The 24,790-nt window shown below is 42.7% G+C and carries 15 protein-coding genes and 5 pseudogenes; 9 read left to right on the top strand and 11 right to left on the bottom strand.

The features are described from left to right. Positions 1-11 precede the first annotated feature (11 nt). Entirely contained in the window at positions 12-2,558 is a 2,547-nt protein-coding gene (gene topA, locus N8A86_RS05330; protein WP_273568117.1) for a type I DNA topoisomerase, read from the bottom strand. Between the two features lie 190 nt (positions 2,559-2,748). Here topA and N8A86_RS05335 point away from each other — a divergent pair, with 190 nt between their 5' ends. Further along, positions 2,749-5,895, top strand: coding sequence for a WD40/YVTN/BNR-like repeat-containing protein (locus tag N8A86_RS05335; protein WP_273568118.1), 3,147 nt, complete (start codon positions 2,749-2,751; stop codon positions 5,893-5,895). 93 nt (positions 5,896-5,988) lie between these two features. On the opposite strand, the gene N8A86_RS05340 is transcribed toward N8A86_RS05335, so the two are convergent. The 3 genes from N8A86_RS05340 to N8A86_RS05350 form a co-directional block, all read right to left on the bottom strand. Continuing rightward, positions 5,989-6,621 carry an LVIVD repeat-containing protein gene (locus N8A86_RS05340; RefSeq protein WP_273568119.1) on the bottom strand — a complete coding sequence of 211 codons (633 nt, stop codon included), beginning with the start codon at positions 6,619-6,621 and terminating at the stop codon, positions 5,989-5,991. Beyond that, positions 6,579-7,280: an LVIVD repeat-containing protein gene (locus N8A86_RS05345; RefSeq protein ID WP_273568120.1), complete on the bottom strand. Its 702-nt coding sequence runs from the start codon at positions 7,278-7,280 to the stop codon at positions 6,579-6,581. The genes N8A86_RS05340 and N8A86_RS05345 overlap by 43 nt, the downstream gene beginning before the upstream one ends. Before the next feature lie 105 nt (positions 7,281-7,385). Beyond that, positions 7,386-8,114, bottom strand: a complete 729-nt coding sequence (locus N8A86_RS05350; protein ID WP_273568121.1) for a hypothetical protein — start codon at positions 8,112-8,114, stop codon at positions 7,386-7,388. 130 nt (positions 8,115-8,244) lie between these two features. Between N8A86_RS05350 and miaB the strand changes: the two are divergent. The 7 genes and pseudogenes from miaB to groL all read left to right on the top strand — a co-directional run bounded on the left by miaB (position 8,245) and on the right by groL (position 15,157). Further along, a pseudogene (gene miaB, locus N8A86_RS05355) lies at positions 8,245-9,689 on the top strand (tRNA (N6-isopentenyl adenosine(37)-C2)-methylthiotransferase MiaB). A gap of 40 nt (positions 9,690-9,729) precedes the next feature. Beyond that, positions 9,730-11,006, top strand: a pseudogene (locus N8A86_RS05360) (sigma-54 interaction domain-containing protein). An 80-nt stretch (positions 11,007-11,086) separates the two neighbouring features. After that, positions 11,087-11,610: pseudogene (lptE, locus tag N8A86_RS05365) on the top strand (LPS assembly lipoprotein LptE). A gap of 84 nt (positions 11,611-11,694) precedes the next feature. Next, positions 11,695-12,606: a hypothetical protein gene (locus tag N8A86_RS05370; protein ID WP_273568122.1), complete on the top strand. Its 912-nt coding sequence runs from the start codon at positions 11,695-11,697 to the stop codon at positions 12,604-12,606. After that, the gene (gene secG, locus N8A86_RS05375) at positions 12,606-12,977 is read left to right on the top strand and encodes a preprotein translocase subunit SecG (RefSeq protein WP_273568123.1); all 372 of its coding nucleotides are present in this window, start codon (positions 12,606-12,608) and stop codon (positions 12,975-12,977) included. Before N8A86_RS05370 ends, secG begins: the two co-directional genes overlap by 1 nt. A 140-nt stretch (positions 12,978-13,117) precedes the next feature. After that, complete coding sequence (locus N8A86_RS05380) at positions 13,118-13,396, top strand: co-chaperone GroES (protein ID WP_273568124.1); 279 nt, start codon at positions 13,118-13,120, stop codon at positions 13,394-13,396. Positions 13,397-13,519: 123 nt separating this feature from the next. After that, a complete protein-coding gene (gene groL / locus N8A86_RS05385) occupies positions 13,520-15,157 on the top strand; it encodes a chaperonin GroEL (protein WP_273568125.1) in 1,638 nt (545 codons plus the stop codon). A gap of 86 nt (positions 15,158-15,243) precedes the next feature. Here the strand turns inward: groL and N8A86_RS05390 are convergent, their stop codons facing one another. Then, positions 15,244-16,308, bottom strand: a complete 1,065-nt coding sequence (locus tag N8A86_RS05390) for a DUF3179 domain-containing protein (RefSeq protein WP_273568126.1) — start codon at positions 16,306-16,308, stop codon at positions 15,244-15,246. A 6-nt stretch (positions 16,309-16,314) separates the two neighbouring features. After that, a complete protein-coding gene (locus N8A86_RS05395) occupies positions 16,315-17,271 on the bottom strand; it encodes a hypothetical protein (protein WP_273568127.1) in 957 nt (318 codons plus the stop codon). A gap of 157 nt (positions 17,272-17,428) precedes the next feature. On the opposite strand from N8A86_RS05395, the gene N8A86_RS05400 reads away from it, so the two are divergent. After that, a complete protein-coding gene (locus N8A86_RS05400) occupies positions 17,429-17,623 on the top strand; it encodes a hypothetical protein (RefSeq protein ID WP_273568128.1) in 195 nt (64 codons plus the stop codon). 125 nt (positions 17,624-17,748) lie between these two features. Here N8A86_RS05400 and N8A86_RS05405 read toward each other — a convergent pair whose 3' ends face one another. From N8A86_RS05405 to N8A86_RS05425, 5 genes and pseudogenes are all read right to left on the bottom strand, one after another. Continuing rightward, entirely contained in the window at positions 17,749-18,105 is a 357-nt protein-coding gene (locus tag N8A86_RS05405; RefSeq protein ID WP_273568129.1) for a heavy-metal-associated domain-containing protein, read from the bottom strand. Positions 18,106-18,133: 28 nt separating this feature from the next. Further along, a pseudogene (locus N8A86_RS05410) lies at positions 18,134-20,370 on the bottom strand (TonB-dependent receptor). 102 nt (positions 20,371-20,472) lie between these two features. Next, positions 20,473-21,738: pseudogene (locus N8A86_RS05415) on the bottom strand (efflux RND transporter periplasmic adaptor subunit); the annotation flags it as partial. Between the two features lie 13 nt (positions 21,739-21,751). Then, positions 21,752-24,247, bottom strand: a complete 2,496-nt coding sequence (locus tag N8A86_RS05420) for a heavy metal translocating P-type ATPase (RefSeq protein WP_273568130.1) — start codon at positions 24,245-24,247, stop codon at positions 21,752-21,754. Between the two features lie 2 nt (positions 24,248-24,249). Further along, positions 24,250-24,789, bottom strand: a complete 540-nt coding sequence (locus tag N8A86_RS05425; RefSeq protein ID WP_273568131.1) for a DUF3347 domain-containing protein — start codon at positions 24,787-24,789, stop codon at positions 24,250-24,252. Between the last annotated feature and the right edge of the window lies 1 nt (position 24,790).

Below are 24,790 nucleotides of genomic sequence, written 5' to 3' on the forward strand. Positions count from 1 at the left end.
TTTTGTCACTTTTATAGTTTAGAGGCACATGCAGTATTTGTCTCGAACTGCCACTGCCTACTGGTTACCGACCACTGTTCACTTTTTTTAGCCTTAGCCTTCTTTTTCGGAGCCTTCTTTTCAATCAACGCCTTGGCTTCTTCCAACGTCATTTTTGACGCATCGACGGATTTGGCCAATTCGACCTTGTTCTTGCCCTTTAAAATATTATGTCTACCCCATCTGGCTTTTTCGATACGAATACCCTCTTCCGGCCAATTTTGTACGACTTTATCGATTTCCTTTTGTTTTTTGGCCTCGATTAGTTCTTCGATATCCGACTGGGAAAGATTATCAAAATCGTACTTTTTGTTGACATTGATGAACATTCCATCCCATTTGATGAAAGGTCCGAAACGGCCTACTCCTTTGATTACATCTTTATCCTCATACGTGGCTATTGGAGCATCCGCCTCTTCTTTCTCCTTGATCAATTCGATGGCGCGTTCCAAAGTAACTTCCATGGCACTCTCGCCTTTTGGAAGGGAAACAAATTTTTTCCCAAAGCGCACGTAAGGACCGAAGCGACCTACGTTGGCAGCTACTTCCTCTCCTTTATACGCCCCTAAATCCCTTGGGAGTTTGAACAATTCCATTGCCTCCTCATAGGTAATGTTATTCAAAGATTGATCCGGTAATAAACTTGCGAACAATGGTTTTTCTTCCTCTTCAACGGTACCTATCTGCACCATTGGTCCAAACCTGCCCAACCGCACCGAAACCTGCCGGCCCGTTTTTGGATCTTCGCCCAATACACGCTCTCCACTAGCGCGATCGGCATTTTCCTCCACATCTAGAACATTGGGGCGAAAGTCCGTATAGAAGTCTTTCATCACTTTTCGCCAATCTTCATTGCCCTCTGCAATTTCATCAAAATCTTCTTCGACCTTGGCCGTAAAATTGTAATCCAATATGTTCGCAAAATGGCTGACCAAAAAGTCATTTACGATCATTCCGATATCGGTAGGCACCATTTTTCCTTTATCGGATCCAACCATTTCGGAAAGACCCTTTTCCTTGATTTGTCCAGATTCAAGTATGAGTTGGGCATATTTTCGTTCGGTGCCTTCAACAGTTCCTTTTTCAACATAACCACGATTCAGTATAGTCGATATGGTAGGTGCGTAGGTAGAAGGTCTTCCGATACCTAACTCTTCTAGTTTCTTCACCAAAGATGCTTCAGTGAAGCGATAAGGTGGCCTTGAAAAACGCTCGGTTGCCGATATATAATTGTTCTCAAGAGAATTACCTACTTTCATGGCCGGAAGCATTCCTTCTTGCTCCTCCGCGGCATCCTCATCGTCAAGACCTTCCATATATACTTTTAGAAAACCATCGAATTTGATGACTTCACCGTTCGCACTGAATTCATCAGAATGCGTGTCGGTCTTAATTTTCACATTGGTACGTTCCAATTGTGCATCGCTCATTTGCGATGCAATGGTCCGTTTCCAAATCAACTCGTATAACTTGGATTGGTCACGTTCCAAAGATGGTGACTGGTTCGTTATATCGGTAGGGCGTATGGCCTCGTGGGCTTCTTGGGCACCTTTTGATTTACCCTTGAAGTTTCGAACGTTGCTATAAGTTTCCCCATAGTTGGAAATAATCGCTTCCATAGCTGCATTTATCGCCTCACCGGACAGGTTTACACTATCGGTTCTCATGTAGGTAATCAATCCTGCCTCGTACAAACGTTGCGCAACTTGCATCGTTCTGCCCACCGAAAAATAGAGTTTTCGTGATGCTTCCTGCTGCAAGGTCGAAGTAGTGAAAGGAGCCGATGGCGATTTCTTGGCCGGTTTTTTATCTAGGTCCGCTACCGAAAAATCCGCTCCGATATTTTGTTTTAAAAATGATTCCGCTTCGGCCTTTGTAGCGAATGTTTTATATAATTTGGCCGTAAAGACACTTCCGTCCTGGGTTTTGAATTCCGCCGATACCTTAAAGGAAGCTTCGGGCGTAAAAGCTTCTATGTCCCTTTCTCGTTCGACGATCAAACGCACCGCAACAGATTGTACCCTGCCAGCCGATAATCCCGGTTTTATTTTCTTCCATAATACGGGAGAAAGTTGATATCCGACTAAGCGATCTAATACTCTTCGTGCTTGTTGGGCATTGACCAGATTGTAGTTGATTTCACGCGGATTTTCAATGGCCTTCTGTATCGCCGATTTTGTAATCGAGTTAAAAACGATGCGCTTGGTTTTCTTTTTGTCTAAGCCCAAAGTTTCCGCCAAATGCCACGAAATAGCTTCTCCCTCACGGTCTTCATCACTGGCGAGCCAAATAGTTTCCGCTTTTTTTGCCAAATCCTTCAATTTTTTGACCAACGCTTTTTTATCGTTGTCAACGATATATTTCGGCTCAAAGTTGTTGTCTACATCGACCCCTAATTCTTTGGAAGGAAGATCGGCAATGTGCCCAAAACTCGACTCTACTTTATAGTCTTTTCCTAAAAATTTTTCAATCGTCTTTGCCTTTGCAGGCGACTCTACTATCACTAAATTCTTGGCCATTCAATGGTTTTTGAAGGACAAAAGTAGTTGAATTTTTTAATTTGGTGCCATACCCTATATATATGTATAACGATATGCTTCAAGTTTAGAATCTATTTTCCACATTTGGTTCCTCGCAAAAAAATCAATGAATTCGTTCGAGGCACGTGTAGAATATTGTTATTTTTAGGAATCAATATAATCCAACGACATGAAAAAAACCCTCCCTTACATTTTGATATTTTTAGTTGTGTTCGCAAGTCAAGAACTGACCGCCCAGCGTAAAAAAAATAAAAAAGCAACTATCACGATCTTTGATGAATCGCTTTATGGCGGAATGAAATGGCGCTTGGTAGGTCCTTTTAGAGGCGGAAGAGCGGGAACCGTATCGGGTATCGCCGACAACCCGAACCTCTATTATATGGGTACGGCAGGTGGAGGTGTCTGGAAAACCACCGATGCCGGAAGCACTTGGGAATGTATTTCAGACGGCTATTTCGGGGGCTCCATTGGTGCGGTCGCTGTATCGGAATCGGACCCTAATATCATTTATGTCGGGGAAGGCGAACAGACGCTGCGGGGGAATGTTTCCTCAGGTAACGGAATCTGGAAAAGTTACGATGCCGGAGAAACCTGGAAATTTATTGGCCTCGAAGGTTCAGAGCATATTTCAAGAATTCGAATACATCCTACGAATCCTGATATAGTGTATGTCGCCGCCATCGGTAATCTTTGGAAACCCAATGAGATCCGTGGTGTATATCGTTCAAAGGACGGTGGCCAAAATTGGGAGAAAATCCTTTATGAAAGTGATAAGGCCGGAGCGGGCGATCTCATCCTAGACCCGAACAACCCGAGAATAATCTATGCCGCCACATGGGAAATGAAACGAAACGGCTACCGCATGGACAGCGGCGGGCCCGATAGCAATCTATACAAAAGTACCGATGGCGGGGATTCGTGGATTAGAATTTCAGATCGTGAAGGTTTGCCCAAAGGGCCTTGGGGCATTGTAGGCATTACCGTTTCCCCAGTAGACTCCAACAGGGTTTGGGCATTGATCGAAGCTGAGGACGGTGGCATGTACCGTTCCGACGATGCCGGAAAGACCTGGGAAAAAATCAACGAAAACCGGGCCTTGCGCCAAAGGGCCTGGTACTATACGCGCATTTACGCCGATACCCAAAATGTCGATAAAATCTATGTGATGAACGTAAGTTATGGGGTTTCTACCGATGGCGGCAAGACTTTCACTTTAAAGAACGCACCCCATGGCGACCACCACGATCTTTGGATCGACCCGAACAACAATAATCGCATGGTCATCGCTGATGACGGCGGGGCGCAAGTATCGAACGATGGCGGAAACAATTGGTCTACCTATTACAATCAGCCTACGGCACAGTTTTATAGGGTAACTACCGATAATACATTTCCGTATCGCATTTATGGCGCTCAACAAGACAACAGCACCATTCGCATTTTCAATCGATCTTCAGGTTCGACCATCGATGAAAGTGATTGGGAAGAAACCGCCGGTGGCGAAAGTGCACATTTGGCACCAGACCCAAAGAACAACGATATTGTTTATGGAGGCACTTTTAAAGGTTATATGATGCGCGAAGACCACTCGGTAAACCAAACCAGATCGGTCAATGTATGGCCCGACAACCCTGCAGGTTCGGGGGCCGAAGTGATGAAATACCGTTTTAACTGGAACTTTCCCGTAAAATTCAGTATCCATGACCCGAACAAACTCTATGCAGGTTCCAATTTTCTACATGTGACCACAAACGAAGGCCAAACATGGGAAACCATTTCTCCCGATTTGACGCGTGGACTACCTGAGACCATCGAATCTTCCGGCGGACCGATTACGCAAGACAATACCGGGGCCGAATTCTATTCCAATCTTTTTGCCATCAACGAATCGCCCTTGGAACAAGGAGTCATTTGGGTAGGCAGTGATGACGGATTGATTCATATTACCCGAGATAACGGAGCGAATTGGGAGAACATTACACCTCCCTCGAATATGAGTCCGAAATTGAATATGATAAATTGCATCGATCCAAGTCCGTTTCAAAAAGGGACGGCTTACGTCGCGGCCACCTCGTATAAGTTCGGGGACTATACCCCGTATTTGTACAAAACTTCCGACTATGGAAAAACCTGGAAAGTGATTACTTCAGGGATAAAAGACAATCACTATACTAGAGCCATATGTTCCGACAAAGTACGGGAAGGACTTTTGTACGCCGGTACCGAATGGGGCATATATGTTTCTTTTGATGATGGCGCCAGTTGGGCACCCTTTCAATTGAACTTGCCCATCACGGCAATACGCGATCTCGAGGTTCGGGACAATGATTTGATCGCCGCGACCCACGGAAGAAGTTTTTGGATGATCGATGACCTCACTCCCTTGCATCAACTTTCTTCGGAAATGGTTATGAGCGAATTTCATCTCTACAAACCCGATAAAGCGTATCGCACGCAACAATCGGGTGGTTGGGAAGAACCAGACACAAGACTCGTCGGCGAAAACCATCCCGATGGGGCGATTATCAATTATTATGTCAAGAACAAAAAGGAAACGGATACGGTCAGTCTTGAGATTTTGGAAATGGATGGCATCTTGATACAACGGTTTTCCAACGTTGCCAAAGAAGATAAGCTGGACCCTTCGGCACCCAAACCTTTGGAAATGAAATCAGGAGGTAATCGCCTCATCTGGAATATGCGTTATCCCGGGTTCAAGAGTTTTAAAGGTATGGTACTTTACTCTTCGCCCAACGCAGGACCAAAGGCCGTTCCTGGAGATTATAAAGTTAAAATGAATTATAACGGAAATGTTTCCGAGCAGGTCTTCACTATTGTCAAAGACCCTAGATTGCCCAATACCGATGAAGATTACCAAAAACAATTCGACTTTTTGATAAAAGTACGCGAACAGGTTTCAAGAGCCAACAATGCCATAACAGATATTCGGTCGGTCAAAAAAGATTTGGACTATCTAAAGGAGAAGACAAAGGAAAACGAAGAAATGAAAAAATTGATTTCTGATTTCGAGACGCAACTAGAGGTTATCGAGAACAACATTCATATGACCAAAAACCAAAGCCGACAAGACCCTTTGAACTATGGTATTCGAATCAATAACCGTTTGGCATTTTTGATGGCCGATTCCCAACGGGGCGATTATCCGCCAACGGGGCAATCTTTGGAATTTTTTATCGAAGTAACCAAAGAACTTGACGCGGAAATCAACGCTTTGAACCAATTAATGAAAGAACATATTTCTAAAATCAACGATCGGGTATCGGAGAATAAGATTCAAATGATTTCGTCGGAGTAGCTGCTTTAATATATAGAATCTGTCAGTTAGAGCGGAGTCGAGAACCTTTACGAAAGGCATCTCGACTCCGCTCGATGTGACAGTAATCCATATTTAGTTCAACTGTAAAGTACTCAACAACCGAATATCATTATCGATATATTCATATTGGTACAACACTTTATCGCCGATCATCAGCAATGAATTTGCCAACGGAATAACGTCATACGCAAATATCTCCGGAAAAACGCTGAGCGGGGTAATATTGGGCGCATCGGTTTTATCATATACCTTAAGTCCGGAATTACCATCACAGACAAAAAGTTTATGGCCTTGAATACCAAGTCCGTAAGGCTCATCCATCGGATATATGACTTCGAGTTGGGGATCATTCAAATTTGAAACATCCACAACATATAGTCCGCTTTCGGTATTTCCACACGTATTTCCCGAGCGCAAGGTTATATAGGCGTAATCCCCATCGACCACAACTGGGTCGCAGGCCCGGCCGTGCACAAATTCGCTGACAAATTCAGGTTTGTCGGGCGAGGATATATCATATATATACATGCCCTGTGTACCGCCGATAAAAAGAATATCACCCTGATTAAAAATGGTCTCGACAGTACCATTGGTATAGACATCTTCCAAAACTTTGGGCTTTTCAAGATCCGAGATATCGAAAACGCTGATACTGGCCCACTCTACTGCATATAAGTAATCGCCAACAATTTTGAAACGTGCCAAAGAACCACCTTGGCCAGTTGTTGATTCGGCACTACTCGGCGCCCCCCACCTGTAGATAAACCATTAAAGGAAGCATCTTCGTTCACAAAAGGACCTCCAAACCTTTTTTGAAACTCTTCATCCGATAATCTTTGGGTAGTTACTTCCCATCCTACAATCGCTTCGGTCGTCGCATCAAAAGAACCGTAATCGAACAAATCGGCCTCTGGCCATGCAACATCCCATCCTACGGTGCACCAATACTCTTGATAGATTGCGTTCTCCATACGGGTAATTGTCTTGATGTCATTGACATCCGAAATATCCAAAACTACAAGATCACCATAGCTATCAGCGAACAAACGATCGTCTTTGATAGAAATATCATAATTACCTTCCAAACGTATAAACTTTATATTTTGGGGCGAAGTGGGATCACTATTGTCGATAATGTGAAAACCCTGGTTGACGTCATTCACTAAAATATAGTTCTTATAGGCATATATCTTACCCGATTCTGTAATGGGTATAGGTTCGGTTACTTCTACGGCATCTTCCTTAAACTGTATTAAATCAGCAGTCAAGGGTATTGCAATACGGTATTCTTTTCCAGGTAGGTCATCCATATCGTCTCCACAGGATACCATAAAAAAAAGCACGCCAACAAGAGTAGCGGCCATTGATTCATCTTTTTCATAAGAATGTTATTTATCGGTTTGTATCCCATAGATGCGGTCTTGCCAAAAAAGTTGCGCCCAAACGCTGAAAATTCGATGAACGTATCCTTAGGCATTAAAAGAAATACCGATACTATCCTTATATATGAAGTAAGCAGGGATTTTGGACAGCATCGCCGTAAACAAAATTCCGACACAACATAGTAGTATTCCAAGTTCCGCCAGAATTCCCATTAAGAATACCAGGCCGAAAATAACCAGCCAGTTCTTGTTGCCCAGAGCAAAGCCTGCCTTGACGATTTCCATGGGCGATAGTTCTTCATCAAAAGCCAAAAAAGCTGGTATGATGGAAATCGGAACCATAACGTAGATAAGGCCAACTCCACAGGCCAACATACCCAAGATACTTATTCCGAAAACAAGCAGAGCCAGTGTCATACTTTTACCAAGATATCCTTTCTTCAGATAGAAAAAATAATCTTCCCTACTATTTTCATTCAAATCTTTTTGTCTGCAAATTCTTAGAAAAGCAGCATTTAAGGCTATTGAGATGGTCATTGCGGCAATCATAAGTATAGGTCCCAAGATGAGCATTGGAATGAATACCTCCGGCGGCAACTCTTCGGTCCGCATCATTTCTGGATCGGTAATTCCGGCGGCTATAAATGGAATATAGAACAATACATAAAAGGGCAGTATGACCACAAAAGTTAACAACAGGGTCACAAACCCTTGTAACCATACTTTTTTGAACAATTCGATAGCTCTATTGAAAATAGAACCGAAATCCAAATGGGTACTACTTCGTATTCTCTCGGTAACGGCATCGAAATTCATAACGTTGGATTTAGGAAATTAAAGGTATGAATAACGTCGCAAACCCTAAAATAGTACTAAAATATACTGTCATAATGTCACGATTTTGAATATAATGTTATCTTTGCAACCCCATTCAAAATGGCGATTAATGGATAAAATCATTGACGAATCGGTTCAGGGCACGACGCTGACCATCCAAAATAGCGAGAAGAACACGCGCAAGCTGTATATAGAAAGCTATGGGTGCCAGATGAATTTTTCCGATAGTGAAATCGTTGCCTCGATTTTGGCAGGGGAAGGATTCAATACCACCGATATTTTGGAGGAAGCCGATCTCGTCTTGGTCAATACCTGCTCGATTCGCGAAAAAGCGGAACTGACCGTTCGCAAGCGTCTTGAAAAATTCAATGCGGTTAAAGAAAAACGTCCGCATATGAAAGTGGGTGTCTTGGGCTGCATGGCAGAGCGCTTGAAAAGCAAGTTACTCGAGGAGGAAAAAATCGTGGATATGGTCGTAGGACCGGATGCCTACAAAGACCTTCCCAATCTGTTACAAGAAATCGATGAGGGTCGAAATGCCGTGAATGTAATTCTTTCGAAAGAAGAAACCTATGGCGATATAGCCCCTGTACGTTTGAATTCGAATGGAGTCACTGCCTTTGTTTCGATTACCCGAGGTTGCGATAACATGTGTACGTTTTGTGTGGTGCCCTTTACTAGAGGACGCGAACGTAGTCGCGATCCACAATCCATAATAGAAGAGGTCAACGATCTTTGGGAAAAGGGATTCAAAGAGATTACCCTACTTGGCCAAAATGTCGATAGCTACCTTTGGTATGGCGGCGGATTGAAAAAAGATTTCGACAAAGCCTCGGAAATGCAAAAAGCGACGGCGGTAGATTTTTCGAACTTATTGGAAATGGTCGCCTTGGCACAACCTAAAATGCGTATTCGTTTCTCGACCAGCAATCCGCAGGATATGACCTTAGATGTAATTCATACAATGGCCAAATACGAGAATATTTGCAACTATATTCATCTGCCCGTACAAAGCGGAAGCAACCGTATTCTGAAAGAAATGAACCGTCTGCATACGCGGGAGGAATATTTTGAACTTATCAATAATATTAAAAAAATAATTCCCGATTGTGCCATTTCGCAGGATATGATTACTGGATTTCCTACGGAGACAGAGGAAGACCATCAAGACACCTTATCCTTAATGGAATATGTAAAATACGATTACGGATTCATGTTTGCCTATTCAGTAAGACCGGGCACAATGGCGGCAAGAAAATTGGAGGACGACGTTCCGTTTGAAACTAAAAAAGAAGATTAGCAGAGATTATCGCCCTGCAACGCGAACATTGCCAAGAACGTACCGAACAACATTTGGGACAAGTGCAAGAAGTACTTATCGAAGGAACGTCAAAAAAATCGGGTGCTCATTTCATGGGCCGGAATTCTCAGAACACCGTTGCGGTCTTCCCAAAAGAAAACTACAAAATCGGTGATTTTGTTATGGTACGTATGGATAGCTGTACTTCGGCAACCTTGATCGGAGAGGCCGTTGGTTACAGCAAAAATAACTGAGTTTAAAATTTCATGAAAATATGGAATTGAACTAAAATAAATGGAAAGTATACAAGCCATAAAACAACGTTTTGAGATCATCGGTAACGATGTCAAGCTCAACCGCGCCATCGAAAAATCGATTCAAGTGGCCCCGACCGATATTTCCGTTTTGGTGACGGGTGAAAGTGGGGTCGGTAAAGAGGCACTCCCGAAAATCATACATTCGCTTTCGCACCGTAAACATGCAAAATATATTGCGGTAAACTGTGGGGCGATTCCTGAAGGCACTATCGACAGTGAACTTTTTGGCCACGAAAAAGGAGCTTTTACCGGTGCGACCCAGACCCGGAGTGGTTACTTTGAAGTAGCCGATGGAGGCACCATTTTTTTGGATGAGGTTGGTGAACTGCCCCTGACCACTCAAGTTCGATTGTTGCGGGTGCTCGAAAATGGAGAGTTTTTAAAAGTTGGATCGTCACAAGTTCAGAAAACCGATGTACGCATCGTGGCCGCCACTAATATCAATATGTTCGAGGCCATTAAAAAGGAAAAATTTAGGGAAGACCTTTATTATCGGTTGAGCACCGTGGAAATTAATATTCCGCCACTTCGCGAACGAAAAGATGATATTCATTTACTGTTCAGAAAGTTTGCCTCAGATTTCGGTCAGAAATACAAAATGCCAACGATTCGACTGGAAGATGATGCCATACAGTTGTTATTACGATATCGCTGGCCCGGAAACATTCGCCAACTTAGGAACATTGCCGAGCAGATTTCCGTGCTGGAAGAAAGTCGTAGTATTTCTGCCGCAACCTTAAATGGCTACTTGCCTAATGCGAGTAGTTCTAATTTGCCGGCCGTCATCGGAGGTGAAAAAAAGAAGGCGATTTTAGCACAGAGCGCGAAATTTTGTACAAAGTACTTTTCGATATGAAAGGTGACCTCAACGATCTGAAAAAGTTGACTTTGGAACTTTTAAAGAATAATGATTCTGAAAAAGTGCAGGAAGAAAACGAAGGTTTGATTCAAAAAATATATGGGGGCAACGGGCAAGATGTCGACGACGATACTTTTGAAGATGCCTCTTCAATGGAAGTATTGCAACTTCCATCGACCCATTCAGAAGCACCTGTTCGTCATGTTTCACAAGAGGATAAATACCATTTTGCCGAAGAAATCGAAGAAGAAGAAACCCTATCTTTACACGAGAAGGAAATCGAACTCATCAAAAAATCATTGGAACGAAATCGCGGAAAACGAAAGGCCGCGGCGGCCGAATTAGGAATCTCGGAACGAACTTTGTATCGTAAGATTAAACAATACGATCTTTAATTCAGTAAGCAGTTGACAGTGGCAGTTGGCAGTCCTCATTTGGAATTTGGAATTTGGAAAATTAATCTAAGTTGGAATTTTTGAGAAAACACGTTAATATTCTTTTCATTCTTTTGGTTTTAGCGACCCTTTCAAGTTGTGGTGCCTATAACTTTACCGGTGGTGATCCCGGACTTGCGAAAACTTTTCGGGTCGACTATTTTCAGAACTATGCGACCCAAAGTCCGGGCTCTACTTTTGAACCTGGAATGGACAGAGATTTTACACAGGCACTGCAAAACAGAATTCAAGACCAATCGAATCTCACCTTGGTCAATCAGGGTGGCGATTTGGTCTATGAAGGTGAAATTGTCGAATACCGTATCTCCCCTATGAGTGCTACGGCCCAGCAGACAGCCGCTCAGAATCGTTTGTCCATAGCTGTAAAAGTTCGGTTTTTCAATAATACTATCGACGATGGATCCAAAGATTTTGATCAGCGCTTTTCTTTTTTTATGACTATCCTGCGGCTACGCAACTGTCTTCGGTAAAAGATGAAGCCCACGAAGTAATATTTGAACGTATCACACAAGATATCTTTAACGCCTCATTGGCCGATTGGTAATTTTAAATACGAGGTTAGAGGTGCGAAATACGAAAGTTCGAATACACAAAAAATCAATATAAAAGAAAGCATCCAGCAAAAAACATGAACGTACAAGACTTTACATATCTTTTGCAACATCCTGAAAAGGTAAGCTCCAACGAGCAAACACAACAGTTGGAAGACGTTCTAAATGAATATCCCTATTTTCAAGCCGCACGTGCCTTGCACCTTAAAGGTTTGAAAAATGGCAATAGCTTCAAATACAATAATGCCCTAAAACTGACTGCAGCCTATACAACCGATAGAGATGTACTTTTCGATTTTATCACTTCAAAGGAATTTCTTCAAAACGGCATTGCAGAAGCAATTCAAAATGAGAATGAACATGCTAACAGTGAACAAGTAGCGGAAGAACCTACGCAACTCGTTAAGTCAACGGATGACAAGGTACTCCCCCAATCAAAAGAAGTTGCCGACTACATACTCGATCCCGAGCTTTTTAAATCAAAAGACTCCTTGATCGACAAAAAAATAGCCGAGGAAAAAGAAAAGGCAGAAGCAACTTTAGAACTAGGAAAGCCCTTGGCATTTACAAAAAATGAAAAACATTCTTTTGGCCAATGGCTACAGTTGACTTCCTTAAAAAGGATAGATAGAGACCCTGAAAAGGAAAATAAAGTGGCTCGAACGCCTTCGGAAAGCTCGGCCGCAGGATTAGAAGAGGATGTTCTGAAAAAGAAAAAATTCAAGCTTATCGACAAGTTCTTGGATGAAAACCCAAAAATCGAACCCCAAGAGAATACGGCAAAGGTAGATATTAAAAGTTCGCTGGAATTCGATAAAAACGAATTGATGACGGAGACTTTGGCAAAGGTCTATCTAGAACAAAAAAAGTACAAAAAAGCAGTCCAAGCTTATAAAATTTTAAGTTTGAAATATCCGGAAAAAAGTGGTTTCTTTGCAGACCGAATTCGAGCGGTAGAAAAAATTCAAAAAGAAAATTCAGAAGAGTAATGAGTACATTTTCAATATTCTTGATTCTTATCATCATAGTGTGCTTTCTATTGGTACTGGTCATCATGGTTCAAAACCCGAAAGGTGGCGGATTGTCGTCTTCTTTTGGCGGCGGTGGTAGCCAAATTGTGGGTGGTGTAAAAAAAACAGGTGATTTTCTTGATAAAAGTACTTGGACTCTGGCCATTTTATTGGTCGTTCTGATATTGGCCTCGAACATTGCCCTTAAAGGTAATTTCGGCGATGCCGATTCCAAACTATTACAAGGTGACGATATTGAGACGGTAGTACCGGAAACGGTTCCCGAAAGTGTACCCGAAGAAGTTCCAGCACCGACCAACGATCAAACAGATCCAACGGATAGTCTTTAAAAATCGGACAAATACTATAAAAAATGCCAGCCCAAATGACAAGCTGGCATTTTCATTTTACAAAATGTCAGTTTCTGGGCAATGGCACAATTTATGTCCATGCATACAAGAATTTTCAAAACAATTAAAAACTAAACAATATGGCTAAAGTTAACATTAAACCATTGGCGGATAGAGTTCTTATTGAGCCCATGGCGGCCGAGACCAAAACCGCTTCCGGCATCTACATTCCTGATACTGCAAAAGAAAAACCGCAAAAAGGTAAAGTCGTTGCCGTTGGACCAGGCACAAAAGATGAAAAAGTTTCCGTTAAAGTAGGCGATAAAGTCATCTATGAAAAATTCGGAGGTACCGAATTGAAATGGGAAGGCAAAGACTACCTGATGATGCAAGAGAAATATATCATCGCGATCATATAACCGACGTAAATTCCAAAAAACAAAATCCAAATTCCAAAAAAACAAGACTCAAATTCCATTATACAAGAATTGGAATTTGGGATTTGAAAATTGGAGCTTAAAATTTTAAAATAAAATTTCATTATGGCAAAAGATATAAAATTTGACATTGATGCCCGCGATGGCCTAAGAAGAGGTGTAGATGCCTTGGCCAATGCAGTTAAAGTTACTTTGGGGCCTAAAGGCCGTAACGTGATAATCAGTAAATCATTCGGCGCACCCCAAGTGACCAAAGATGGGGTCACCGTTGCAAAAGAAATAGAATTGGCCGATGCCCTTGAGAATATGGGCGCCCAAATGGTCAAGGAAGTTGCTTCCAAGACCAACGATCTTGCCGGTGACGGTACGACCACAGCCACGGTTTTGGCACAATCCATCGTTAAGGAAGGTTTGAAAAACGTTGCCGCCGGTGCAAACCCAATGGATTTAAAAAGAGGTATTGACAAAGCCGTAGAAGCTATTGTTGCCGACTTGGCAAAACAAGCCAAAAAAGTCGGGGATTCCTCTGAAAAAATCAAACAAGTTGCCGCTATTTCATCAAACAACGATGAAACTATAGGTGAACTTATCGCCCAAGCGTTTGAGAAAGTAGGTAAAGAAGGTGTTATAACTGTTGAAGAAGCCAAAGGAACAGACACCTATGTTGACGTTGTAGAGGGAATGCAGTTCGACAGAGGCTATCTTTCTCCATATTTCGTGACTGATTCTGAAAAGATGACAGCCGTCTTGGAGAACCCGTACATTTTGTTGTTCGATAAGAAAATCTCTTCAATGAAAGATTTGCTTCCTGTTTTGGAGCCAGTAGCACAATCAGGAAAGCCTTTGCTAATCATTGCCGAGGATGTTGACGGTGAAGCCTTGGCCACGTTAGTGGTGAACAAATTGAGAGGTTCATTGAAAATCGCGGCCGTAAAAGCCCCAGGTTTTGGTGATCGAAGAAAAGCGATGTTAGAAGATATCGCCATCTTGACCAAAGGTACGGTCATTGCCGAAGAAAGAGGATTCTCTTTGGAAAATACAACTTTAGATATGTTAGGTACTTGCGAAAAAGTATCGATCGACAAGGACAATACTACCATTGTTAATGGAGGTGGAGTACAAAAAGATATCAAAACTCGTGTCAATCAAATCAAATCTCAAATAGAGACTACCACTTCAGATTATGACAAGGAAAAACTTCAAGAGCGTCTGGCCAAATTGGCAGGTGGCGTTGCCGTACTATATGTAGGTGCTGCTTCTGAAGTTGAAATGAAGGAAAAGAAAGATCGCGTTGACGATGCTCTACATTCCACAAGAGCTGCTGTCGAAGAAGGCATTGTAGCAGGTGGAGGAGTTGCATTGCTCAGGGCCAAATCGGTACTTTCTAAAGTAACAACAGAAAACGAGGATGAGGAAACTGGTGTACAAATCGTTGCAAGGGCTATTGAATCACCGATTAGAACAATAGTAAGCAATGCTGGTGGAGAAGGTTCTGTTGTGGTAGCCAAGATTTTGGAAGGCAAAGGAGATTTTGGTTACGATGCTAAATCAGAAAAATATGTTGACATGCTTAAGGCAGGTATTATCGATCCTAAAAAAGTAACTCGAATCGCATTGGAAAATGCCGCTTCGGTTGCGGGAATGATTTTGACTACCGAATGTGCATTGACCGACATTAAAGAGGAAGCACCAGCCGGTGGCGGTCACGCCCACGGTGGTGGAGGTATGCCTGGAATGATGTAGGTAACAAGCCACTATAAACAAATAAGTAGAAGCAAAAACGCCCCGATATAACTGTTGGGGCGTTTTCTATATGGGGAAACTTTAATTTATTCACCATAAACTTCAGTTTCATAAAATGCGGGTATTGAAAACCAATAACCCATAAAAGAAGAAGATGCTTTCAACGCATTGCCCGAGCCTACAACTAGCTCTCCAAAAATGTTCCATTGGTTACCATTGTCATCTTGCACAAAGGCCTCGCCCGAACCATTATAAATAAATTCAAAATTAGATGTATTCTGAGTCGTATCCAGTTTAAAAGAAACGATGACTTTTGAGTTTCCGACAATCAAATAGTCTTTTCCATTAAAAGTATCCTTAAACACATTATTATCGTCAAAATTGCTGAAACGATATGCTTTTGCTTTGTCATTATCGATGATTGCGTGAACCCGCTCTTTTAACGGCAAGCGATTATCCTTTGGTGTAGGGAACAAAAAGAAATCATTGTTGGTCTTATAACTTGAATACGGATACACCCCATAGGTTCGATCAAAATCAGTTTCCAAGCTAACAACTTTAGTAGTAGGGAACATGGCGCGCCACGTGGCCCAATCGGTTTCTACCAGTTGAATTAAATCCGCTTTTTCTCCGCTAAGACTTCCGTTTACCGATTCGTTCAGAATTTGCGACCAGTTGCTTTTTGTGGCACGATCAAAAGGCACTAGATTCGTCTGGTATAAAAGTCCGGAGACACCAAACGTAGTTTCATTTCCATCAATGACCCTATTCCAACCAATACCTGTTCCTGTTAAAGGGCAATACGTGATGGCCAAAGAAACATCCCCAATGTTATCATTTATGATTTCGTGCCAATCCAATATAATATGAGGGTAGGCCCTGGTATCGTTTCCGTTCTTATACCCCAAGACCAAATCTTCGTCGAACAATATGGGATACACATTTTCGGCGGCTAAAAAAGGAGGATTTTCAAGCGCGGGAATTCCATCCCTCCCCGGACCACCATCCAAAACTTCGGATATTGGAATGCTCCACTCTTGTGAAGTATTCTCGATCTCAACTTCATCGGGCGTTTGTGTCGTTTCTTGGGTACTTGAAGTACTGCACGAAAACAGCATCAAGCAGCTAGTCAATAGTAAAATCTTGTTCATAGCAATTTAATTTATGACGTTCGATATTTTCTTTTTAAAGGTATATGACATTCCAACTGTTGACCGTACTGTAGGTGTCAATTGCGTTCCATCGACATAATTATACAAAGGGAGTTCGACACGGGCGTACAATCTTAGGTCAGGGGTTACTAAAATGGTAAGTTCCGGTCTGGCAAAAACCCATTGTCCGCCTGTGTTCGGCACATTGGAATCGTCTATCTTATCTTCGAAGGCTTTTCGATATTTAAAGACCAGTCCTGGATTAAAAATGGTATTGAATAACAAAAATTGATCGGTATATCCAAGACTGGCCTGTGCTACATTACCAAATTCATAGGCAGCCATGTTATTAAGGTATGCCGTATTCTTTCCGGTAAATCGATAGGTGAAACTACCTGAAATGGTAGCGGAAGGTCTAAAGTTAAGGCCTTTCGAGAAGGATGACCACCCCAAAACATCCCAAGCGCCACTACCCGGCTGGAGGTCTGCTGTAAGTTGAAATCCTTCTTCAGTGGTGAGGTCCGACTTGCCCAAAGGTACTTTTGTACCAAGCCCAATATTGAATACCGTTTGTTTTCCCAAAATTTCCGGGATAGCATATTTTACCAATAATACGGCATCTCCGATACCGGAAGTCTCCGCAAAATTTTCGTTTCCGAATTGTGAAATGGTCCTTGTTTGGTTCACCCAAGTAAAAAGTGCCTCTAGTGAAATTCTGTCCGTGATCGCATATCCCAAATTCGTTAAAATGGAATTGGTAATACGTAAGCGAGAATCGTCATCCAATACATTGGAGCCAGCATTCAGTGTATTGAGATTGTTGTAATCGTAGTTAATCCCAACTAAAAAAGCCCCCTTTCCCTCATTGGGCAATCCCAGATTGTTGGATAAAGGCACTCCGCCCGAACAGCATGTTTGGGAAAACAGCGGTTGCAAGGTGGTTAATATCAAAATAGACAGCATGGGTCGAAAACACATTGTGATACATCGCTTCTTATAGGTTAGTATTGAAGCAGAACGAATCCTTACACTATCTTGAATAAATGTCCATTGGTACTAAAGCACTCCATTTTTGGGTATCCCCTAAAAATAGAAAACCACCTGCTAAATAACAGGTGGTATGCTTATTCAACTCAAAGGTCTATCTTATAAACCCATAAAGAATTACTTCTTTTTTGTTGGCGCCTTTTTAGCTACTGCCTTTTTAGGAGCGGCTTTTTTTTTGGCGGCGGCCTTAGGGGCTGCTTTCTTTGCTGTTGCCATGATTGAAATGTTTAGAATTTCAATTAAATTGAGTTTTTTTTCTTGTGTTTAAATTTTTAGGGAAAGATTTTATAAACTCACTTTTCAACAAATTTATAGTATGTTTTTGCCCCAAAAGGATATGCCCACAATGCAAAACATATCACTTGTTTTCACAAGAACGCAGTTTTCTGTTTTTTAGTGTGTATCACTATCATTTGTATCATCTTCCCGATACTTGCAACAGGGGTGTACCTTTGCATAGGCTTCTTCGGTCGCTTTCAGTTCTTTGGTATCATGGCCGACCTCGACCAGAGCTGTTTTGATCTTCATGGGATCGGTCTTACGCTCATCGATAATCAAGGACAATTGATGGGAAGGAATATCCCAAAGCGCATATTTAACGCCCTTTATACCAAGTACCGCCTTTTCGATTCGGTTTTTGCACATTTCGCATTTACCATCGACCTCCATGGTCAATTTCTTGTTCTTTTCTTGGGCAAAAATGGAAAACGAAAACATCACCAACGCTAATGTTAAGAAAATTTTTTTCATATTATATCTTTTCTATAATCTATTTATTTCACAATTTATATCGAAACCCTGCATAAAACATACGGCCCATAATCGGGGCATATACTATACCGGTATCAAAATTTGCGCCAAAGGGATCATCGACCCCCAAAACCGGATTCGGTTGCTTAAAATTAGTCAAATTTTCGCCACCGACATAAATCTCAAATTTCTCTGAAAAGACCTTAGTAACCTGCGAATTCATAAGGCTATACGGATCTGAATACTCACCTAGCCGATATTGTGGCGGATTTACTTCGGTATTCGGCAAACGTTGTTTCCCTAAGGTATGCAGCGTATAGTCGAATCGCCACTGCGAACCTTTGTCGCCAATCTCGGTTTCGTAACCTAAATTGGCAAAGAAACGATGCTGCGCCTGCAAGGGTTTTTGTAAACTTCCCGAACGGTAATCAGTGGTTACATCATAATACTTATAAGCCGTACGGAGCTCGAGATTCTTCAATATTTGATGATTTACTTCCAACTGAAAACTATTGGCATAACTCTTTCCCTCCAAATTATAAAAGGAAATTGCCCTTGGGTTTTCCCAATCAACTACGACCTGGTTGATAAAATCGGTCTTGTAGAAATCCAAGGTAATGTTTCCAGGGCGGTCCAGAAAGGTGAATCCCTGTAAAAAGCTTAGGCCGTAATTCCATGCATCTTCTGGGTCAAGACCGTAAATGCTTCCTTCGGTGTCCAAAATTTGGATGCTTCGCGACGAAGCGAACAGCTGCTGGTTCTCGGCAAATATATTGGCCGCCCTCCTACCTCTTCCGAAAGACCCTCGCAGGCTTCCCATTTCCCACGGGGTATATCGAATATGGAATCTTGGGGTAATAAAAGTGCCCAGTCTGTTATGGGTATCTACTCTAAGGCCCGCGGTTAGGCTTAATTTTTCAAGATTCTCATAGCTGTATTCAAAAAACGCCCCTGCCGAGGCATCTTGCCTGGCAAAGTTTTGATTATTGACCAACTCGGCATAACCATCGTAGGCAAAAGTGACCCCTGTTTTGAACTTATTTCGGGTATCGCCGATGATGCTATTGAAGATAAGATTCGAATACACACTTTCATGGTCGATATCATATCGTCTAAAACCATAATACGAATCTTGTTTGTGGATGCTATACGAAGCTTGAAAACCAAAACTCTGAAAAGGCAGCTCTGGAAAAACATAACCCAGTTTTATGGAGGTATCGAACCTTCTTGTGTCTATTTCGCTTCCCCAAGCATCTGTAGTAAACTTATCTAGATTTGGATCAAAATCAACTTGCCCGACCTGTTTCTCATCGTTCAGAAACCTGAAGTTGATAAAACTTACCCACCCCGTTTCGAGATTTTGATACTGCCAACGGTTCAGAACATTGATCTGATCGGCCAATGGCGCATCTAAAAATCCATCGCCGTTACCATCTTCTTTTTGATCTCGTCTGTTTCCATGAATATAAAGTCCCGAACTCCAGGTATCGCTCAAAACATGATTTAAATGTGTATTGAGTTCTAGCCTGCCGTTTTGGTTCGCATATCCATTTATAAAAACAGTATTGTCGGTCAACGGTTTTACCAATTCGGTGTTTATCTGTCCTGATATACTTTCGTACCCGTTCACAACACTACCTGCACCTTTTGTAATCTGAATGCTTTCGACCCAAGTGCCGGGCGTAAAGGTCAATCCGTAGGCCTGCGAAGCACCACGAACCATGGGTATGTTCTCTTGCGTAATCAACAAATACGGACTCGTCAAACCCAACATCTGAATCTGTTTGGTGCCGGTAAGTGCATCATTAAAATTAACGTCGATGGCGGGATTGGTCTCGAAGCTCTCCGAAAGATTACAGCAGGCCGCCTTTAGCAATTCGGCACTATTCACTGTAATGACATTCTGGGTGCTGAAATAGGCTTTCTGAACTGCATCCCTCTTTTTTCAACGACCACTTCATTCAGTTCGTTCGAAGGTTTTAACGAGTGGTGAACCATTTTCGGCTCTTTGATCGTCAAAGTATCGGATTCAAAACCGACATAACTGATAATCAATTTGTCGTAGTCCTTCGAATAGGGAATGCCGAACAATCCTTCTTCGTTCGTTATCGTACCGATCTGGGAATTCATCCAGTACACGTTGGCTCCGGGAAGTCCGATGTGTTTGTTTTCTGGATTGGCCTCCATGACCATGCCTTCGACTTTTTCTTGTGAATACAAGAATATCGGAAGAATAAGAACTAAAATATAAAAGTTTAGCTTCATTTAATTGTCACTATTCAAAATTACATCTTTGTCAATAATTAGGGATGATACTCTAACTAAACATGTTTATTGTGCAGGCCGGTCCTATTTATCACCTTTGGCATGCCCTTCATGACCCGTCAATGTCTTGCCACCAGCTTCGTTCATCATGGATTTTTTCCCTTTTAGTTGCGCCGCCGCGTCGACGGTGAACGTACCATTGGTCACAATTTCATCCCCATTTCCCAAACCGGACAGCACGATATACCCTCCGTTGATGGCATCGCCCAAAGTGATTTCCCGCATTTCAAAAGTGGAATCGTTGGGATCCGGCTTTACATAAATTACGGAACGCTCCCCTGTCCAAAGGACAGCACTTTCAGGAACTATTATGGTATAATCTTTCATTTCCGAGGGAAGTGCCAATGTACCGGCCACGAACATTCCAGGTTTTAATTGACCATTTGGGTTTTGTAAAACCGCCCTAACTTCTACTGTTCTAGTGTCAGCATTCAGCACGGGATCAATAAAAGAGATCTTGGCATCGAGTTTTTTATCGGAATAAGCCCTAGTGGTAATATCAATCTTTTGACCTTCCTTTAGCAAGGAGACCTGATTTTCATAGGCATCGAAAACCGCCCACACCGTATTTAGATTGGCAATCTTGAACAAGGGCGAACCCTGTTTAACATAGTCGCCAGCTTCTACCATAATCTCAGAAACAGTACCGGATACATTAGCATATACGGGAAAATTTTCCCGAGCCTGACCTGACTTTTCAATCTGGTCAATTTGATTTTCCGATAGCTTCCAAAGTTTGAGTTTATTGCGAACAGCTTTGTACAACGCAGGTTGGGATTCCTTTAAACTTGCCGCCGTAATCAATTCCTGTTGTGCAGAAACCAATTCGGGAGAATAGATGGTCGCCAATTGTTGACCGCTTCTGACTTCCTCTCCCTCAAAATTCACAAAGAGTTTTTCTATGCGCCCGGCAAAATAAGAGGCTTGTGTCGCAACTGCCTTTTCATTTTCTTCTATAGTTCCTGAAAGTTTTAGGGTGTTGTCTCCTGAAGTACCTGAACCGACAGTTGTTGTCCTAATATCGGCCAACGCCATGGCATTTTTGGTCATTTTAAACTGATCTATTGCCAGTCCGTCTGCGTTGGATTCGGCAGGAATCAAATCCATTCCACAAATGGGACAGTCCCCGGGTTCGGGTTGCATAATCTGAGGGTGCATGGAACACGTCCACATTTCGCCTGATTCCATTTCTTGGTCATGGTCGTGTTCTTCGGCCATGTCCACACTCGTGTTGTTACCAAAAATTAAGTATCCGGCCAACAAACCTCCGATAACGGCCAATCCGATGTAAAGAACATTCTTTTTCATACTATTTCTATTTTTAATCAATTTTCTTTGTTCGTAATCTTAAAGCATTCGCTATCACGGAAACCGAACTGAAACTCATTGCCGCAGCAGCTATCATCGGGGAAAGCAATATCCCGAAAAAGGGATAGATTACTCCCGCTGCTATCGGTACGCCAAGGGTATTGTAGACTAAGGCAAAAAACAGGTTCTGTTTGATGTTCTTCATGACCTTGTTGCTAAGGTTCCGTGCCTTGACAATTCCGTGTAAGTCGCCTTTGACCAAAGTAATGGCAGCACTTTCTATAGCGACATCCGTTCCGGTGCCCATGGCTATACCCACATCACTTTTTGCCAATGCAGGGGCATCGTTGATACCATCTCCCGCCATGGCTACTACCTTGCCGTTTTCCTGAAGTTTCTCTACTTCCTTAAGTTTATCTTCGGGAAGCATTCCCGCTTTGAAATCCGCTAGTTTCAGTTCGCTGGCCACGGCTTGTGCCGTATCGTAATTGTCTCCCGTAAGCATAATGACATTGATACCTTTTTGTTGAAGGGAATTGATGGCCTGCTTACTGGTATCCTTGATTTTGTCGCCGATGACTACAAAGCCGACCGTTTCGCCGTCGATTGCCAAATAGGAAACCGTTTTGCCCTGCTTTTGAAAGGCTTGGGCCTCACTTTTCAGGTTCGAGGGTACGGCCGCTTTGGCACGCTCCATCATTTTAAAATTTCCGAGTGCCACTTTCTTACCATTAACAATGCCTTCCACGCCCTTGCCTGTAACGGCACTGAAGCCTTCGGCTTTTAACGATTCAGTTCCTTCTTGTTTTCCATAGGCCACTGTCGCCTCGGCTAATGGATGTTCACTCAATTGGTTCAAGGATACAATATATTGCAAAACTTCCGCTTCGGAATAGGCACCGCGCGATGTACCAATCGTTTCCACAGTCGGTTTCCCTTCCGTAATGGTTCCGGTCTTGTCGACGATAAGCGTATCCACCTTGTCCATTTTTTCCAAGGCTTCAGCACTTTTGATTAGCACCCCATTTTGTGCTCCTTTACCAACGCCTACCATAACGGACATGGGAGTGGCAAGACCTAAAGCACACGGACAAGCGATAATCAAAACGGCTATCGCATTGACCAGTGCATAGACGTAGGCAGGTTCTGGCCCCCAAATGGCCCAAACTGCAAATGTGATAATTGAGATCAGCACCACTACGGGAACAAAATAACCGGAAACCTTATCCGCCAAATTTTGAATGGGCGCCCGACTTCTACTGGCATCGTTGACCATCTGGATTATCTGAGAGAGCAAGGTATCGGAACCTATTTTTTCCGCTTTCATCAAAAAGGATTGGTTGCCATTGATGGTTCCGCTACTGACTTTATCTCCTTCCGATTTATTTACAGGAATGGGTTCGCCGGTAATCATGGATTCGTCCAATGAAGTATTTCCTTCAGTAATCGCCCCATCTACTGGAATTTTATCTCCTGGCTTGACCCGGAGGATATCGCCCAATTCGATTTCATCGATACTGATTTCTTCCTCCTTTCCATCCTTGACAAGAATGGCTTTATTCGGGGCAAGTTTCAACAACTCCTTAACAGCGGAATTAGTTTTACTATGTGCACGGGCTTCCAACACCTGTCCCAATAATACCAAGGTCAAGATGACCGTGGCCGCTTCAAAATAGACATGTACACTACCCGATTCCGTTTTAAATTGTTCAGGGAAGAAATCAGGCAAAAGCATTCCGAATACGCTAAAAAGCCATGCAACACCTGCACCAATCCCGATCAATGTGAACATATTGAGGTTCCATGTTTTGATGGAGCGATAGGCCCGTTCAAAGAACATCCAAGTGGCATAGAAAACTACTGGGATGGAAAGCGCAAATTGAATCCAGTTCCAGTTTTTTTGCTCCATCCAATCGTAAAGTGGATTGTTCGGTATCATTTCGCTCATCGCAATCAAGAAAATTGGCAAGGTAAAAGCAGCGGCAATCCACAATTTTTTGAGCAACTTTTTATAGGTCTTCTCCTCCGCGGAAAGGTCGGGTTCCATTGGCACGAGATCCATGCCACAAATTGGGCAGCTTCCCGGTTCGTCCCTAATGATTTCAGGATGCATTGGGCAAGTATATTGCGTAGAAGATAGGGACTCGACATTTTGTTCCTCGACCAAATCCATTCCGCAGACAGGACAATCCCCAGGTTTGTCATAGGTCTTATCGCCTTCGCAATGCATCGGGCAATAAAACGTTCCCGTGTCTTTGGGCTTTTTGGTTTGCTTTTCTGCGGTATGTTGATGCTCTCCCTGTGTATGGATACTATACTGGGCTCCATCATTTTTCAAAGCCGCTTGGAACTTTTCCAGGGGAATATGGTTTTCCATCTCAATGGCGGCTTCCGCTTTTTCCAAATCGACCGAAACCACGGTCACACCTTCCACTTTTGAGAGCGTTTGTTCTACATGGTTTCGACAACCGTTGCAGGTCATTCCGTTTATGTGATAGGTGTGTTTCATTTTTATTTTTTTATGGTTTCGGTGACTTTTCCACATTTCAGCATCTTCTCGTCGTAGTATGGATTCCGGATTTCCTCCACATTGGAAATCCAGTACCCGCCTTTTCCATCAAACGCCATTGGGCAAAACTGCTTGTAGATTGCGCCTTCGGAAATGGATTCCTTAAACAAGGGTTCCACCTTTACTGTCAACTGGGAAAATAGTTCGCGTTGTTGCTCAATTTCATAGGCTTCGGCCATGGCCATCGATTTCATTTCCGCCCTTTCTTCCGTAAAACTTTCAGCCAAGTTCTCGGCAGCGACGTTCACTTCGTCGGCATCGGAGTTGACCAATGCCATTCGAATCTGCTGATAATTATAGAATACTTTCCCGGTCATTCCAGCCGAAAAGGAAGCATCGGTGATTTCGGGGGTATTCTCCTTTTTGGTCTCGATTTCTTCAGGGGTACTGATTTTGGCATCCTGTTTATTCTTTGTGTCCCCGCATGAGGCCATAGCAATCAACATAATCGTTGCAATTGTGAATGTTAGGTTATGTTTCATT

Origin of the sequence: Maribacter halichondriae (assembly GCF_027474825.1) — a bacterium.
GTDB classification, from domain to species: Bacteria; Bacteroidota; Bacteroidia; order Flavobacteriales; family Flavobacteriaceae; genus Meishania; species Meishania halichondriae.